We start from the raw sequence: 14,790 nt of genomic DNA, 5'->3' as shown, positions 1-14,790 counted from the left end.
CGTGCCGAACCCGTCAGCGGACCAGTACCGCGGGCCGGTCGGGATGGTCGGCCCGCACCACCACGTCGGCCGTCTCCTGGGGCCGCACCTCGCGCTCGTAGCGCTCGTACGCCGGCAACCGCCACCGCTCGTCCTCGGGCGTCCCCCGTTCCAGCGCCCCCCGGGACAACCACACGTGCACGCTCAGGTCGAACGCCAGCCACCTCCCCAGCAGCAGCGTCCCGTCGACCAGCACCACCCCGCCCGGCGGCACCTCCTCGTACGGCACCCGGTACGCCCGGTCCACCCGGCTGTCCCACAACGCCGGCAACACCCGCCCCGATCCGCCGGGATCGAGCGGATCCAGCACCTCCCGCGCCAGCGCCTTGACGTCGAGCCAGTCGTCGTAGAAGACGTCGGGGTCGGTCCGGCCGTACTCCAGCCGCAACGACGCCGGCCGCAGGTAGTCACCCGCGGACACCCGCACCGCCGCCCGCCCGCGCAACCGCAGGGGCGCCACGAGCGCGTCGGCCAGCTCTCCCGGCCGGGCGGCGGGCGCGCCGTCGACGGCCACCCGCGTCCACGCTCGGGACGGCCGCGCGGCGATCAGCTCGGCCAGCTCCTCGACGAGAGCCTCACGGGAGATCGGTCGCGCACGCATCACCCCTCAGCTTACGGCCGATCTTCGCGCCCGCCTTCCGCCTTCCGCCTTCGCCGGAGAGCGCTCATGCCACCCGGCGCACATCACCAGGAACGGCTCCTGCGATCCGGCGCCCCCGCCTGACCAGCCCACGCACGCCGCGGACCGCGTGCCGAACCAGGGCGACCACGAAAGCGATCCCGAACAACGCCTCACACAACGTCAGGCTCGCGCCCAGGAGTGCATGGTCGCCGACCAACGGAGCGACCGCCGGCGTAACCAGCATCCCGACCACATAGCCGAGCATCGCCAGTGGCTCGCTGTATCCCGCCCGCATGCGCTCCTCCTCAGCTCGCGGACAAGCCCAATGGGGCGCGAGTGGCACGACCCCTACGGACAAGATCGGATAACAGTAAGGCCCAGGCTCGGGATCACTCCCCGACCTGGGCCTTCGCACGTGGAGCGGACGACGGGAATCGAACCCGCGTAGCTAGTTTGGAAGACTAGGGCTCTACCATTGAGCTACGTCCGCGCGAACCGGTCGAACTCTGGTCTAGACTTCATCCGGTCGTCAGAGCGTAAGCGTACCGGAGTCGCGGAGCGCTTGCGTACACGACGATACGGGGCGTGGCGCAGCTTGGCAGCGCGCTTGCTTTGGGAGCAAGAAGTCGCAGGTTCAAATCCTGTCGCCCCGACCAGCTCAGCCACCCCTCCCGATCTGGGAGGGGCTTTCTGCTTGACTCCGAGCGAGTCAGAAGTGTGCATCGGCTGTTTCAGCAGCGGGTCGTGGAATCCGTGGGAGAAGACAGGCCAAGCGGTAGAAGGCAGCCAGCGCCTCCGGCACGTCCGCGAGCGTGCACTCCTCGTCTTCCCGTTCTGTCTCTTCGGCAGGGAACCAGCCGAGGACGAACTCTTCCAGGGCTCGGATCGCATCCGTATCCACAATCGGCGGGCGAGCTCCGGACAACAGTCACCCGCCCGCTTGACGGTCGCGTACGAAGGCCACTTGCCCATGGGGAGCGGCCCTGATGCCCGACCGGCGGCGACCCTACGGTAGGTCGGGGATGGCTCCGGACAGGTAGGCGGGCCCCTCCAGGAGCTGGGGGGTGAGTGTGATGCCGGTGAGGCGCTCGATCAGGACAAGCCCCGGCCCGCGGTAGAGGTCGTACTCGCGCTCCCCATAACCGCGGTCGATCTCCCGCATGGTCTCCGCGAGTTCCTCGGGAACGTCCTCGGAGTAGCCGTCCTGGGCCCAGAAGCCGAACCGGGTCTCGCCGTCCTCCATCCAGCGGAAGTCCTCCAGGCCCTTGATGCCGAGGCGATAGAGGGAGACGAGGCGGGTGCCCGCCGACAGCGGCGCGAGGAATCGGTCGTAGGCGCCGAGCCAGCTGTTGTGCTGCGCGACGAACGCCCAGTCGCCGACGGTCGTGACCGCGACGAACTCGGGCCGGTGGTCGCCGGTCCGGATCGACTCGTCGAGCGTCATCCAGGAGAAGTCCTCCGCTCGGTCGCCCATCCGCGTGACGAGCCGCTCGGGCGTGACCCCGCGCACGAAGATGAAGCTGTAGGCCTCCGCGAGGGCGGAGGCGGCGAACCAGGCATGGTCACCGGGGGGCGTGATCATGCGGTGATCATGGCAGGGCCTACCGACACGATCGCTCCCGAATACGACGTCAGGGTCCGGTGTCGATGGCCCGTGGTCCCAGGTCCGATCAAGACGATCCTGCGCGGCTTCGTCGCGGGGGGCGGCTCGATCGTGTTGTCCAGCCATGTGATGGCGCTGGTGGAGCAGCTGTGCGACCACGTGGCCGTGATCGACCGGGGCCGGGTGGCCGCCGCCGGCACGCTGGACGAGGTCCGGCGAGGCCGGAGCCTGGAAGAGCGGTTCGTACGGCTGGTGAACGCCGAGGGCGCCGGCGTGAAGGAGCTGGCGTGGCTGTCGAGCTGACCCCGCGAACAACAGCCCCAGCGAGACGCCCGTGGAAGTCATCGACCCCTGCGCGCCCTGGCGCGCGTGCCGCAGCACCGCGATCTTCATCCGGGCCAGGGCGGGACGCTCTACCTGGCCGCGACGGCCGACGCCGAGCTGCTCGCCGGGGCGTACGCGGTCTGGATGCTGGGCTGGATCCTGGGCCCGGTGGTCATGGGCGGCGGTGACGAGACTCTCAAGCCCGAGCATTTCGCCCTGCTCGGCCTCAAACCGCATCGACTGGCGAGCGGCCTGCTGGTGGCGGCGTTCGTCGGCCTGGCCCCGCTGATCAGCCTGACCGCTCTGCTCGGGCTGGCGGTGGCCGGAGCGCGGCATGCCGGGCCTGCCGGCGTGCTGTCGGCCGTGCCCGCGATCGTGCTGCAGCTGGCCCTGTTCGTGTTGTTGTCGAAGGTCGCCGTGGGCCTGCTCGGCCTGGCGTTGCGCTCCCGCCTGGGGGCGGTCGGCGCGGGCGTGGTCAACGGGGTCGTCCTGGCGGCGGGCAGCCAGATCTGGGTGTTCCTCGCGCTGTTCGGCCAGAGCGGGGGTGCCGGAGGCGGTCTGGTACCTGCCGTCCGGCTGGGGTCTGCTTGCGGCCCAGGGCGACCCCGCCGCACTGGGCGGGCTCGCCGTACTCGATCTGCTGTTGCTGATGGTCTGGGCCGCGCTCCTGGCCAGGCGATCCGGCGCACCGCGCACGTCGGGCCGTCCGCGCCGGCCGATCAGGGCGGCGAGCGCGAACGGCGCGGTCGTCGCCAAGGAGCTGCGCACCTGGTCGCGCGATCTGGCGCGCAACCACCAGCTGGTCTTCGCCCTGTCCTTCGCCGTCTGCTTCGGCGCCAGCCCGCTGCTCATCGGCTGGGACGGCATGCTGCCGTACGCGGGACCGATCTTCGTCGTGATGGCCGCCGGGATGACCTCCAACCTGTACGGCACCGACGGCACCGCCCTGTGGCTCACCATGCTGACGCCGGGCGCGAGCGACGTGCGCGCCCGGCAACGAGCCTGGCTGGCCGTGATCGCCCCGGTGGCGGGCGTGGTCACCCTGGTGAGCACCGCCGTCACCGGCGGGCCGTGGCCGCTCGTGCTCGCGCTGCTTCCCGCCCTGCTGGGCGGCGCCGCGGGGCTGGTGCCGTTGTTGTCGATGTACGGGCTGGTGCCGGGCACCGACCCGCACAAGCGCAGCGGCAACCCGCTGCGCGTCAGCGAAGACAACGGCGGTCTGACCGGGCTCGCCTATCTCATGCTGGCGCTCGTCGTGGTGACCGGCGTGCCCGCCGGCCTGACCGCCCTCTGGTACGGCTGGGCCGGCGTCCCGGTCGGCCTGGCGACGGGCGCCCTGTGCTCTTGGGGCCTCGGCCTCATGGCCGCACGACGGCTGCGCGCCCGGGCCCCCGAACTCCTGCACACCATGCGCACCGGCCGACGTACGGAGAAGGCGGCGGCCTCGAGACTGGCCACCCTGCCCAAGCCGCAGCAGACCATCGCCTGGATGGGCTTCGGTTTCGGCTCGATCCCGCTGTTCCCGCAGGGGATCGTGGCCGGGATCTTCGTCGCCAACGGCATGGAGCGCCACACCTGGTTCCTGGCCACGTACATGAGCCCCGGCCTGCGCTGGCCCGTGGTGACCGGCATGGTCCTGCTCGGCCTGACCATGTACGGCATGGCTCTCTACCAGGTCCAGACGGGCGGCTCCCCGCCGGGCGTGAAGCGGAGGTGTACCTGGGTGCACCCCATCCGGGCAGCCAGGTCGATTCTCCCCGGCCGCGTCCCCTTCCTAGCGTCGGAGGCAACGGAAGGGGGAGAAGAATGAGCACACGCGCGGGGAACGTCGCCCTGTGGATCCTCCAGGTGGTCGTGGCGGGATTTTTCGTGATGTCCGCCTTGGCCAAGTTCACGAACGCCGAGCCGGCCGCCTCCACGTTCGAGGCGATCGGGCTGGGCGACTGGTTCCGCCACCTGGTGGGCGTGCTGGAGGTGGCCGGGGCCGCGGGGCTGCTGGTGCCGCCGCTGGCCGGGCCGGCCGGGCTGGCGCTCGCGGCGCTGATGGTCTGCGCGACGCTGACGGAGCTCTTCGTCCTCGGCGGGGGAGCGGTGCTCATGCCGCTGTCCCTGCTCGTGCTCTGCGCGGTCATCGCCCACGGCCGCCGCGCGGCCACTGCGCGCCTTCGGACGCGGATCGTCGGATAGGCGGCGTTTCGTCCGGGATAGGGTCTGGCGTCGTGACCGACACCCGAGTACCCCCGCCCTACCTCGGCGACGAGGCGACCATGCTGAACAACTGGCTCGAATGGCACCGCGAGACCCTCGCCGTCAAATGCGCGGGCCTGTCGGACGAGCAGCTGCGCGAGCGTTCCGCGCCGCCCTCCGGCCTGTCCCTCCTGGGCCTGGTCAGGCACATGGCCCACGTCGAGCGCATGTGGTTCCGCCGTGTGCTCGACGGCCAGGACGTCCCCAAGCTGTGGGACAAGGACAAGGACAACGACAACGACTTCAAGGAGGTCGGCACCGCCTCGGTGCGGGAGGCCTTCGACACCTGGCGGCGGGAGATCGAGCACGCCCGCCGCATTTCGGCCGCCAAGCCCCTGGACGCCGTCGGCGACCGCAACGGCAGCGACTGCTCGCACCGCTGGATTCTCGTGCACATGATCGAGGAGTACGCCCGCCACAACGGTCACGCCGACCTGCTACGCGAGCGTATCGACGGCGTCACGGGCGAATGACGCCCTGAGATGCCTGCTGAAAGGTCAGGGCTCAGGAGTCGGCGTGGAACAGCGCCCAGACGGCCTTGCCGCCGCGGGCCAGCGGGTCCCAGCCCCAGCACTGGCTGTAGGTTTCGACGATGTAAAGGCCGCGGCCGTTCTCGGAGATGAAGTCGGGCTCCTTGCGCCGCGGCACCTCGTCGCTCGGGTCGGCCACGGCCAGCAGCACGTGCGGCGCGACCCGCATCAGCAGCAGCTGGATCTCGCGGCGGCCGCCGGCGTACATCGCGTACCTGACCGCGTTCGTCACCAGCTCCGACACCACGAGCGCGGCGTCGTCGCTGAGGTCGTTCAGGCCCCAGCCGCGCAACGTCGAACGGGTGACGTCCCTGGCTGTCTTCACCGAGTCGGCCTGGAAGGGCAGCGGACACGAGGTCGTGTACGGCTTGCCGCCCTGGAGGAGGTGGTCGAATCCCACCTCGCGGGTGATCTGCAGGCAATCGGCAGTGGCCAGAGGGTCCTCCACCATGCCGCCGATACCTCCCGATTCAACCTTGGTTAGTGCATGTTTGGCCCAATATGCACTAAGCCATCATGGGTCACGACCGCCGTCGCTGCAAGACCCAAATGCACGTGCATGTGCAGTGTGCAGGAGCAAGAAGCGTTTTTGGTCATTAGCCCTGAATCGGACACCAGGTTGAGACCTTGTCATACCCGGCAATCTGGTGTCACTGTGTGTGCGGACCTTGATAGGAGGCAAAGTGACGCAGAACCAGCCGGGTTCCGGGCCGACGGCGCTGCGCATCCTCCTGGGCTCCCAGCTGCGCAAGCTCAGGGAAGCGAAGAACGTCACTCGCGAGGAGGCGGGCCACCTCATCCGGGGGTCCGAATCCAAGATCAGCCGTATGGAGCTGGGCCGGGTGGGGTTCAAGGAACGCGACGTCGAAGACCTGCTGACCCTGTACGGGGTGATGGATCAGCAGGCTCGCGCCGCGGTGCTGGACCTGGTCGCCACCGCCAACGAACCGGGCTGGTGGCACCGGTTCAACGACGTCCTGCCCACGTGGTTCCAGGCGTACGTCGGCCTTGAGGAGGCCGCCGCCAGGATCAGGACCTACGAGGTCCAGTTCGTGCCGGGACTGTTGCAGACCAAGGAGTACGCACGTGCTGTGGTGACCGCCGGCGCGGCGGGCATCGGAGCGGAGGAGATCGCCAGGAGGGTCGATCTCCGCCTGGAGCGCCAGAGGATCTTCGACCGGCCGGACGGGCCGGTGTTCTGGGCGGTGATCGACGAGGCCGCGCTGCGGCGGCCCATCGGCGGCGTCGAGGTGATGCGGGCCCAGCTCGAGCACCTCAGCGACCTCATGCGCCAGCCCAACATCACGATCCAGATCATGCCCTTCAGCTACGGCGGGCACAGCGCCGAGGGCGGGGCGTTCAGCATCCTGAGATTTCCTGACACCGACCTGCCCGACGTCGTGTACGTCGAGCAGCTGGCCAGCGCTCTCTACCTGGACAAGCGCGAGGACGTGGACCGATACAGCGAGGTGATGGAGCGGCTGTGCGCCGTGAGCACCACTCCTGACGAGACGATCGAGTTGCTGCGGACGATCGCCGAGGAGTTCTGAGAGCGGCGAGCGTCGTGGTTGGGTGTGCATCTGCCCTAGACTGGCCAACGGCGTTGGATCCCGCCGTGGCGGAGCATGCCCAACACCGCTCATGTGGGCGCGGCGCGTGGGCCGTACCGATGGACGCGCCCGCGATCACTCGTAGCTTGATCAAGGAGACCATTCCGTGAAGACCGCTGTCGAGGAGCTCAGCCCGACCCGGGTCAAGCTCACTGTCGAGGTGCCGTTCGAAGAGCTGCGCCCCAGCATGGATGCGGCGTACAAGAAGGTCGCGCAGCAGGTGCGCGTCCCCGGGTTCCGGCCTGGCAAGGTTCCGGCCCGCATCATCGAGCAGCGCTTCGGCCGGGCGGTGGTGCTGGAGGAGACCCTCAACGACGCGGTGCCCAAGCTGTACGGCCAGGCCGTCGACGAGGTCGACGTGTTCCCGGTCAGCCAGCCTGACATCGAGGTGACGAAGATCGACGACGGTGAGCAGATCGAGTTCACCGCCGAGGTCGACATCCGTCCCAACTTCGAGCTGCCCGACTACCAGGGCATCGAGATCACCGTCGACGCCGCCGAGGTCTCCGACGAGGACATCGACACCCAGCTCGACGCGCTGCGCCAGCGCTTCGCCACGCTGACCGGAGTCGAGCGGCCCGCCGCCAACGGCGACTTCGTCGTGATGGACCTGCGCGCCGAGATCGACGGCCAGAACATCGAGGAGCAGCAGGCCAGCGAGGTCTCCTACGAGGTCGGCGCCGGCTCCGTGCTGCAGGGCCTCGACGCCGCCCTCGAGGGCATGTCCGCGGGCGAGGAGAAGAGCTTCAAGACCGAGCTCGTCGGCGGCGAGAACGCCGGCGAGGAGGCCGACGTGATCATCAACGTCAAGTCGGTCAAGGAGAAGGTCCTGCCGGAGCTCGACGACGAGTTCGCCCAGCTCGCCAGCGAGTTCGACACGCTCGACGAGCTCAAGGCCAGCATCCGCGAGCAGGTCCGCCGCAACAAGCTCATCGACCAGGTTGTGCAGGCCCGCGAGAAGGCGCTCGACGCGGTGCTCGAGCAGATCGACATCCCGCTGCCCGACAGCGCGCTCAAGGCCGAGATCGACGCCCGCAAGCACAACCTCGACCACCAGGTCGCCGAGAGCGGCCTGAGCCGTGACGCCTTCTTCCGTCTCTACCAGACGACGGAGGAGGAGCGCTTCACCGAGTTCGAGACCAACTCCGCGCGGGCGATCAAGGTCGGCTTCGTGCTCGACAAGGTCGTCAAGGCCGAGGAGCTCGGCGTCTCGGAGCAGGAGCTGACCAACTTCGTGGTCCGCCGCGCCATGGAGATGGGCGTCCAGCCCAATGAGCTGGCCCAGCACCTCGCCGACAACGACCAGCTCACGCTGGCCATGGTCGAGATCGTCCGTGACAAGGCCAAGGCCGTGCTCGGCGACGCCGCCAAGGTCGTCGACACCGACGGCAACGAGGTCGACCTCAAGGCCATCTACACCGAGCTCAACGGTGGCGAGGCCCCTGAGGAAGAGCCCGCCGACGAGGACAAGCCCGAGGCGTAACGCTCATCCGAGCCGCTCGTCAAGCCCCCGGACCGACCGGTCCGGGGGCTTACCCGTTCCCGGGGGCGCCGTACGCGGCTCTCAGCGGCCCCCTGGTGGCCTGTGAGCCAACGGAGGGTTACGGGGGAGGGATGCGCGCGTTCCCCCTTCTCGGGCCGCCCAGAGCGCCCGTTCCGCCCAGGCCGGGTACGAAAGCGACGCGATGTGGCAAGCCCTCGGGCCCTTGCGACATGCGCCGTCAGCGAACAGTCCCGGGGACCGGGCATGAGCTATGGGTAGCGCGCGTTAAGGTCACAAGCAAAGCCAATCGATTACGACGCATCGGAAGGTGACGCTGTGACCAGCCCGCCGACCTTCTATCAGCCTGAGTCTCGAGGCCGTGAGAACGGCTCCGCCTTCCGGCTTGAAGACCAGCTCTACCAGCGCCTGCTCCGGGAGCGGATCATCGTGCTCGGGCAGGAGGTCAACGACGAGATCGCCAACCGGATCTGCGCCGAGCTGCTGCTGCTCGCGGCCGACGACCCTGAGCGCGACATCACGCTCTACATCAACTCACCGGGGGGTTCGGTGAGTGCCGGTATGGCGATTTACGACATGATGGAATACGTGCCGAATGACGTATCCACCGTGGTGATGGGCATGGCGGCCTCGATGGGGCAGTTCCTCCTCACCGCGGGGGCCCAGGGCAAGCGTTACGCGCTGCCGCACGCCCGCGTCATGATGCACCAGCCGTCCGGCGGCATCGGCGGCACCGCCGCCGACATCGCCATCCAGGCTGAGCAGATGCTCTACGTGAAGAAGACGCTCGCCGAGCGGATCGCCTTCCACACGGGCCAGCCGCTGGACCAGATCGAGGCCGACTCCGACCGCGACCGGTGGTTCACGGCCGAGGAGGCCAAGGACTACGGCTTCATCGACCACGTCGTCCGCAGCGCGCGTCAAGTGCCCTCGCGGGGCCCGGTTTCCTAAGGGGGAGCTCCTGTGAACATCGAAAACCGCTACGTGCTCCCGCAGTTCACCGAGCGCACGTCGACCGGGTCCAAGACGATGGACCCGTACACCAAGCTGTTCGAGGACCGCATCATCTTCCTCGGCGTGCAGATCGACGACGCCTCGGCCAACGACGTCATGTCGCAGCTGCTCACGCTCGAGTCGCTCGACCCCGACCGTGACATCAGCATCTACATCAACTCGCCCGGCGGCTCCTTCACCGCCATGACGGCGATCTACGACACGATGCAGTTCGTCCGGCCGGAGATCCAGACCGTCTGCCTCGGCCAGGCCGCCTCCGCGGCGGCCGTGCTGCTGGCCGGCGGCACTCCGGGCAAGCGCTTCGCGCTGCCCAACGCCCGGGTGCTGATCCACCAGCCGTCCACCGAGGGCGGCGGTCAGGGAAGCGACATCGAGATTCAGGCCCGCGAGATCCTCCGCATGCGCACGCTGCTGGAGGACATCGTGGCCCGGCACACCGGTAAGTCCTCCGCCGAAGTCCGCAAGGACATCGAACGCGACAAAATTCTCAACGCGGACGAGGCGAAGGCGTATGGTCTGATCGATGACATCATCCCGTCCAGGAAGAAACGCGCTCAGGCCGTGGCTTCCTAGACGAGACGTGACGCACCGGGGCGCTGCCCTATAGGGCACGTTCCGGTGCGACTCGCCGCTAGGGGGCTCACTGAGGGCCCAGAAGACGGTAACGTCGAAACCTGAGCGGTTCGGCCTAGTCCGGAGAATGTCCGGAGACACTGCTCGCGTGAGCAGGGCGGTCCCACGCAAAGGAGTATCTGGGGTGGCACGCATCGGCGACGGGGGAGACCTGCTGAAGTGCTCGTTCTGCGGAAAGAGCCAGAAGCAAGTCAAGAAGCTCATTGCCGGTCCAGGCGTCTACATCTGCGATGAGTGCATTGATCTCTGCAACGAGATCATCGAGGAGGAGCTGTCGGAGTCCTCCGAGCTCAAGTGGGACAACCTGCCCAAGCCCAGGGAGATCTACGAGTTCCTCGACGCCTACGTCATCGGTCAGGACAAGGCGAAGAAGGCTCTCTCGGTGGCGGTGTACAACCACTACAAGCGGGTGCAGTCGGGAGACCGGGGCAGAGACGACGGCCTTGAGCTGGCCAAGAGCAACATCCTGCTGCTCGGGCCCACCGGCTCGGGCAAGACACTGCTGGCGCAGACCCTGGCGAAGATGCTCAACGTGCCCTTCGCCATCGCCGACGCCACCGCGCTCACCGAGGCGGGATACGTCGGCGAGGATGTCGAGAACATCCTGCTCAAGCTCATCCAGGCCGCCGACTACGACGTCAAGAAGGCCGAGACTGGCATCATCTACATCGACGAGGTCGACAAGATCGCCCGTAAGAGCGAAAACCCGTCGATCACCCGCGACGTCTCCGGCGAGGGTGTGCAGCAGGCCCTGCTGAAGATCCTGGAGGGCACGACCGCGTCGGTGCCTCCGCAGGGCGGCCGCAAACACCCGCACCAGGAGTTCATCCAGATCGACACCACCAACGTGCTGTTCATCTGCGGCGGCGCGTTCGCCGGCCTCGAGCAGATCATCGAGTCGCGCATCGGCAAGAAGGGCATCGGCTTCAACGCCATCATCCGGTCGAAGGAAGAGGTCGACTCGGCCGACATCTTCGCCGACGTGATGCCCGAAGACCTGCTGAAGTTCGGGATGATCCCCGAGTTCGTCGGCCGCCTGCCGGTCATCACCTCGGTGCACAACCTCGACCGCGAGGCGCTCATCCAGATCCTCACCGAGCCGCGCAACGCCCTGGTCAAGCAGTACCGCAAGCTGCTCGAGCTCGACGGCGTGGAGCTGGAGTTCACCGACGGAGCCCTGGAGGCCATCGCCGACCAGGCGATCCTGCGCGGCACCGGCGCCCGTGGTCTGCGCGCCATCCTGGAGGAGGTGCTCCAGTCCGTCATGTACGAAGTGCCCTCCCGGCAGGACGTCGCCCGCGTGGTCATCACCCGCGAGTCGGTCATCGAGCACGCCATCCCGACGCTCGTCCCGCGCGACCAGCTCGCCGCCAAGCAGCAGCGCACCCCGCGCGAGAAGTCGGCCTGACCTGCCACACCTGAGCGCCCCGCGGCATCCCGCCGTGCGGGCGCTTCCGGTTTTCCAGGACACATGCGGAGGCCGTACGGTGTCGGGGTTTGCCACTCCGATACGGGATGCCGCGTGCGGCGGTTCCCCGCTCAGGGCGTTTTCCGCTTGCCCGCGTCCTTAGAATTGGTCACTGTGACAACGCCAGAGCTGCCTACTCAATACACACCGGCCGACGTCGAGACCCGTAGCTACGAGCGCTGGGTATCCGAAGGCTACTTCCGCGCCGACCCGGGCAGCTCGCGCGAGCCGTACAGCATCGTCCTCCCGCCGCCCAACGTGACGGGTGTCCTGCACATCGGGCACGCGCTCGACCACTCCATCCAGGACGCGCTGACGCGCCGCGCCCGCATGCAGGGGCGCGAGACGCTCTGGCTGCCCGGCATGGACCACGCCGGCATCGCCACCCAGAACGTCGTCGAACGCGAGCTGGCCAAGGAGGGCAAGTCCCGCCACGACCTGGGGCGCGAGGCGTTCGTCGAGCGCGTCTGGGAGTGGAAGGAAGAGTCCGGCGGACGCATCCTCGGCCAGATGCGCAAGCTCGGCGACGGCGTCGACTGGTCGCGCGAGCGCTTCACGATGGACCCGGGGCTCTCACGGGCCGTGCAGACCATCTTCAAGAAGCTGTTCGACGACGGGCTGATCTACCGCGCCGAGCGCATCATCAACTGGTGCCCCCGCTGCCTGACCGCGCTGTCCGACATCGAGGTCGAGCACAGCGAGGACGAGGGCGAGCTCGTCTCGATCCGCTACTCCGACGAGATCGTGGTGGCCACCACGCGAGCCGAGACCATGCTCGGCGACACCGCCGTGGCCGTCCACCCGTCCGACGAGCGCTACGCCCACCTGATCGGCACGATGGTCGAGCTGCCGCTCACCGGCCGCATGATCCCGGTGGTCGCCGACGAGCACGTCGACCCGGAGTTCGGTACCGGCGCGGTCAAGGTCACCCCGGCCCACGACCCCAACGACTTCGAGATCGGCCGCCGTCATTCGCTGCCGTCGCTCACCGTCATGGACGAACGCGGCGTCATCACCGCGCACGGCCCGTTCCAGGGGCTCGACCGGTTCGAGGCCCGGCCCGCCGTGGTGGCCGCGCTGCGCGCCGAGGGCCGCATCGTCGACGAGAAGCGTCCTTACGTCCACTCGGTCGGTCACTGCTCGCGTTGCAAGACGGTGGTCGAGCCCCGGCTGTCGCTGCAGTGGTTCGTCAACGTCGGGCCGCTGGCCAAGGCCGCGGGCGACGCCGTCCGCGACGGCCGCACCCGCATCCACCCGCCGGAGCTGGCCAAGCGCTACTTCGACTGGGTCGACGACATGCACGACTGGTGCATCTCCCGCCAGCTGTGGTGGGGCCACCGCATCCCGGTCTGGTACGGCCCCGGCGGAGAGGTCGTGTGCGTCGGCCCCGACGAGGAGCCGCCCGCCGGCTACACGCAGGACCCGGACGTCCTCGACACGTGGTTCTCCTCGGCGTTGTGGCCGTTCTCGACCATGGGCTGGCCCGACTCGACCCCCGAGCTCGCGCGCTTCTACCCGACCTCCGTGCTGGTCACCGGCTACGACATCCTGTTCTTCTGGGTCGCCCGGATGATGATGTTCGGCCTGTACGCCATGGACGGCGAGCCGCCGTTCCGCGTCGTCGCCCTGCACGGCATGGTCCGCGACCAGTACGGCAAGAAGATGTCGAAGTCGTTCGGCAACGTGGTCGACCCGCTCGACTGGGTCGAACGCTTCGGCGCCGACGCCACCCGCTTCACCCTGCTGCGCGGCGCCAACCCGGGCGCCGACGTCGCGGTGAGCGAGGAATGGGCGGCCGGCTCCCGCAACTTCTGCAACAAGATCTGGAATGCCACCAGGTTCGCCCTGATGAATGGCGCCGCCGTCGGCTCGCTCGACGGCGCCGACCTGACGCCGGCCGACCGGTGGATCCTGTCGCGGCTGCAGACCGTCATCACGGCGGCCGACGCGGCCCTCGAGGAGTTCGAGTTCGCCAAGGCCTCCGATCTGCTCTACCACTTCGCGTGGGACGAGGTCTGCGACTGGTATCTCGAGCTGGCCAAGATCCAGCTGGGTGAGGGGCTGGAGCACACACGGCTGGTGCTCGGCCACGTGCTCGACGCGCTGCTGCGGCTGCTGCATCCGCTGGTGCCGTTCGTCACCGAGGAGTTGTGGCGGGCCGTCACCGGCAAGGAGTCGATCGTCGTGGCGTCCTGGCCGACGGCCGACGCCCGTTACGCCGACCCGACCGCGGAGGCGGAGATCGAGGCGCTGCAGGAGCTGGTGACGGAGGTCCGCCGGTTCCGATCCGACCAGGGGCTGAAGCCGGGCCAGAAGGTCGCCGCACGGCTCGCCCTGGCCGGCACGCCGCTGTCCGGTCAGGAGACGGCGATCCGTTCGCTGTCGCGGCTGACGGAGCCGTCCGAGTCGTTCAACGCCACGGCGCGCCTCACGGTGGGCGGAGTGACGGTGGAGATCGACACCGCCGGCGCCATCGACGTCGCCGCCGAGCGCAAGCGGCTGGAGAAGGACCTGGCGGCCGCGCGCAAGGAGGCCGCCCAGGTGGCGGCCAAGCTGGAAAACGAGCAGTTCATGGCCAAGGCGCCGCAGGAGGTCGTGGACAAGGTCCGCGGCCGTGCCGAGCAGGCGTCCGCCGACATCGCACGGCTGGAGGCCCAGCTCGCCGGGCTGGGTGTTTGAACCGTACGCGAACGGGGGAGGTCTATTCGTTACCGAAGATGGACCTTCCCCGTCGCGGAGGCTGCTAGAGTTTTGTCCGCAGGGCCGGTGAGCTCTGACAAACCCCTTCTGATGAGCCACGGCTCTCGGACGGCTCCGGCCACGCGGTTGGACAAGCGCCGAAAGTTAGAGTAAGTTAGCAGGGTTGCCTCCGAGCGGGGCAAGTCCGGAAGCTCCCAGATCGGGCGGTTTGACAAGGATCGTCCCGATAGGGTAGATTGAAGGAAAAGAAGTGTGAGCGCCTCGCGCACGGGGGTCTAAGGATCCTGGTGCGGATGTACGCGTCCGTTTCTTGAGAACTCAACAGTGTGTTAAAAGCCAGTGCATGATTTTCATGCAACACCTCGTCAAGAATGATTGACGGTTTTGCTTGGACGAAGTTTCCAACAGCATTGTTTGGAGAGTTTGATCCTGGCTCAGGACGAACGCTGGCGGCGTGCTTAACACATGCAAGTCGAGCGGAAAGGCCCTTCGGGGTACT

14 protein-coding genes, 2 tRNA genes and 1 rRNA gene are annotated in these 14,790 nt (G+C 68.2%); 12 read left to right on the top strand and 5 right to left on the bottom strand.

Annotated elements, in window-relative coordinates:
- Window positions 1–13 precede the first annotated feature (13 nt).
- The 3 genes from C1J01_RS14610 to C1J01_RS14600 form a co-directional block, all read right to left on the bottom strand.
- Entirely contained in the window at window positions 14–640 is a 627-nt protein-coding gene (locus tag C1J01_RS14610) for a nucleoside/nucleotide kinase family protein (protein ID WP_111179502.1), read from the bottom strand.
- Between the two features lie 64 nt (window positions 641–704).
- Window positions 705–956 (bottom strand): hypothetical protein, encoded by a 252-nt coding sequence (locus C1J01_RS14605; protein WP_111179501.1) that lies wholly within the window; start codon window positions 954–956, stop codon window positions 705–707.
- 121 nt (window positions 957–1,077) lie between these two features.
- Window positions 1,078–1,151: transfer RNA gene (locus C1J01_RS14600), tRNA-Gly, on the bottom strand.
- Between the two features lie 89 nt (window positions 1,152–1,240).
- Here C1J01_RS14600 and C1J01_RS14595 point away from each other — a divergent pair.
- Window positions 1,241–1,317 (top strand) — tRNA-Pro (locus C1J01_RS14595).
- A 350-nt stretch (window positions 1,318–1,667) separates the two neighbouring features.
- On the opposite strand, the gene C1J01_RS14590 is transcribed toward C1J01_RS14595, so the two are convergent.
- Window positions 1,668–2,243, bottom strand: coding sequence for a DUF6461 domain-containing protein (locus tag C1J01_RS14590; protein WP_111179500.1), 576 nt, complete (start codon window positions 2,241–2,243; stop codon window positions 1,668–1,670).
- Between the two features lie 72 nt (window positions 2,244–2,315).
- On the opposite strand from C1J01_RS14590, the gene C1J01_RS14585 reads away from it, so the two are divergent.
- The 4 genes from C1J01_RS14585 to C1J01_RS14570 all read left to right on the top strand — a co-directional run bounded on the left by C1J01_RS14585 (window position 2,316) and on the right by C1J01_RS14570 (window position 5,308).
- Window positions 2,316–2,567 carry an ATP-binding cassette domain-containing protein gene (locus C1J01_RS14585; protein WP_220039914.1) on the top strand — a complete coding sequence of 84 codons (252 nt, stop codon included), beginning with the start codon at window positions 2,316–2,318 and terminating at the stop codon, window positions 2,565–2,567.
- A 565-nt stretch (window positions 2,568–3,132) separates the two neighbouring features.
- Window positions 3,133–4,398: a hypothetical protein gene (locus C1J01_RS14580; protein WP_111179499.1), complete on the top strand. Its 1,266-nt coding sequence runs from the start codon at window positions 3,133–3,135 to the stop codon at window positions 4,396–4,398.
- A complete protein-coding gene (locus tag C1J01_RS14575; RefSeq protein ID WP_111179498.1) occupies window positions 4,395–4,775 on the top strand; it encodes a DoxX family protein in 381 nt (126 codons plus the stop codon). Before C1J01_RS14580 ends, C1J01_RS14575 begins: the two co-directional genes overlap by 4 nt.
- Before the next feature lie 32 nt (window positions 4,776–4,807).
- On the top strand, window positions 4,808–5,308 hold the full coding sequence (locus C1J01_RS14570) for a DinB family protein (protein ID WP_235854446.1): 501 nt from the start codon (window positions 4,808–4,810) through the stop codon (window positions 5,306–5,308).
- Between the two features lie 31 nt (window positions 5,309–5,339).
- On the opposite strand, the gene C1J01_RS14565 is transcribed toward C1J01_RS14570, so the two are convergent.
- Window positions 5,340–5,816, bottom strand: a complete 477-nt coding sequence (locus C1J01_RS14565) for an ATP-binding protein (protein WP_111179497.1) — start codon at window positions 5,814–5,816, stop codon at window positions 5,340–5,342.
- A 232-nt stretch (window positions 5,817–6,048) separates the two neighbouring features.
- Here C1J01_RS14565 and C1J01_RS14560 point away from each other — a divergent pair, with 232 nt between their 5' ends.
- The 7 genes from C1J01_RS14560 to C1J01_RS14530 all read left to right on the top strand — a co-directional run.
- Window positions 6,049–6,915: a Sco1979 family transcriptional regulator gene (locus tag C1J01_RS14560; protein WP_111179496.1), complete on the top strand. Its 867-nt coding sequence runs from the start codon at window positions 6,049–6,051 to the stop codon at window positions 6,913–6,915.
- Window positions 6,916–7,081: 166 nt separating this feature from the next.
- Window positions 7,082–8,458, top strand: coding sequence for a trigger factor (tig, locus tag C1J01_RS14555; RefSeq protein WP_111179495.1), 1,377 nt, complete (start codon window positions 7,082–7,084; stop codon window positions 8,456–8,458).
- A 336-nt stretch (window positions 8,459–8,794) separates the two neighbouring features.
- Window positions 8,795–9,427 (top strand): ClpP family protease, encoded by a 633-nt coding sequence (locus C1J01_RS14550; RefSeq protein ID WP_111179494.1) that lies wholly within the window; start codon window positions 8,795–8,797, stop codon window positions 9,425–9,427.
- A gap of 12 nt (window positions 9,428–9,439) precedes the next feature.
- Window positions 9,440–10,063 (top strand): ATP-dependent Clp protease proteolytic subunit, encoded by a 624-nt coding sequence (locus C1J01_RS14545; RefSeq protein ID WP_111179493.1) that lies wholly within the window; start codon window positions 9,440–9,442, stop codon window positions 10,061–10,063.
- A 184-nt stretch (window positions 10,064–10,247) separates the two neighbouring features.
- Window positions 10,248–11,531: an ATP-dependent Clp protease ATP-binding subunit ClpX gene (clpX, locus tag C1J01_RS14540; protein WP_111179492.1), complete on the top strand. Its 1,284-nt coding sequence runs from the start codon at window positions 10,248–10,250 to the stop codon at window positions 11,529–11,531.
- 174 nt (window positions 11,532–11,705) lie between these two features.
- Window positions 11,706–14,270 (top strand): valine--tRNA ligase, encoded by a 2,565-nt coding sequence (locus tag C1J01_RS14535; protein ID WP_235854445.1) that lies wholly within the window; start codon window positions 11,706–11,708, stop codon window positions 14,268–14,270.
- 432 nt (window positions 14,271–14,702) lie between these two features.
- Window positions 14,703–14,790: ribosomal RNA gene (locus C1J01_RS14530) — 16S ribosomal RNA — on the top strand; the annotation flags it as partial.

The organism is Nonomuraea aridisoli, from assembly GCF_003236395.1.
GTDB lineage: Bacteria > Actinomycetota > Actinomycetes > Streptosporangiales > Streptosporangiaceae > Nonomuraea > Nonomuraea aridisoli.
The sequence above is the reverse complement of the archived record's forward strand: the minus strand, read 5'-3'. Positions and strand labels throughout refer to the sequence as shown.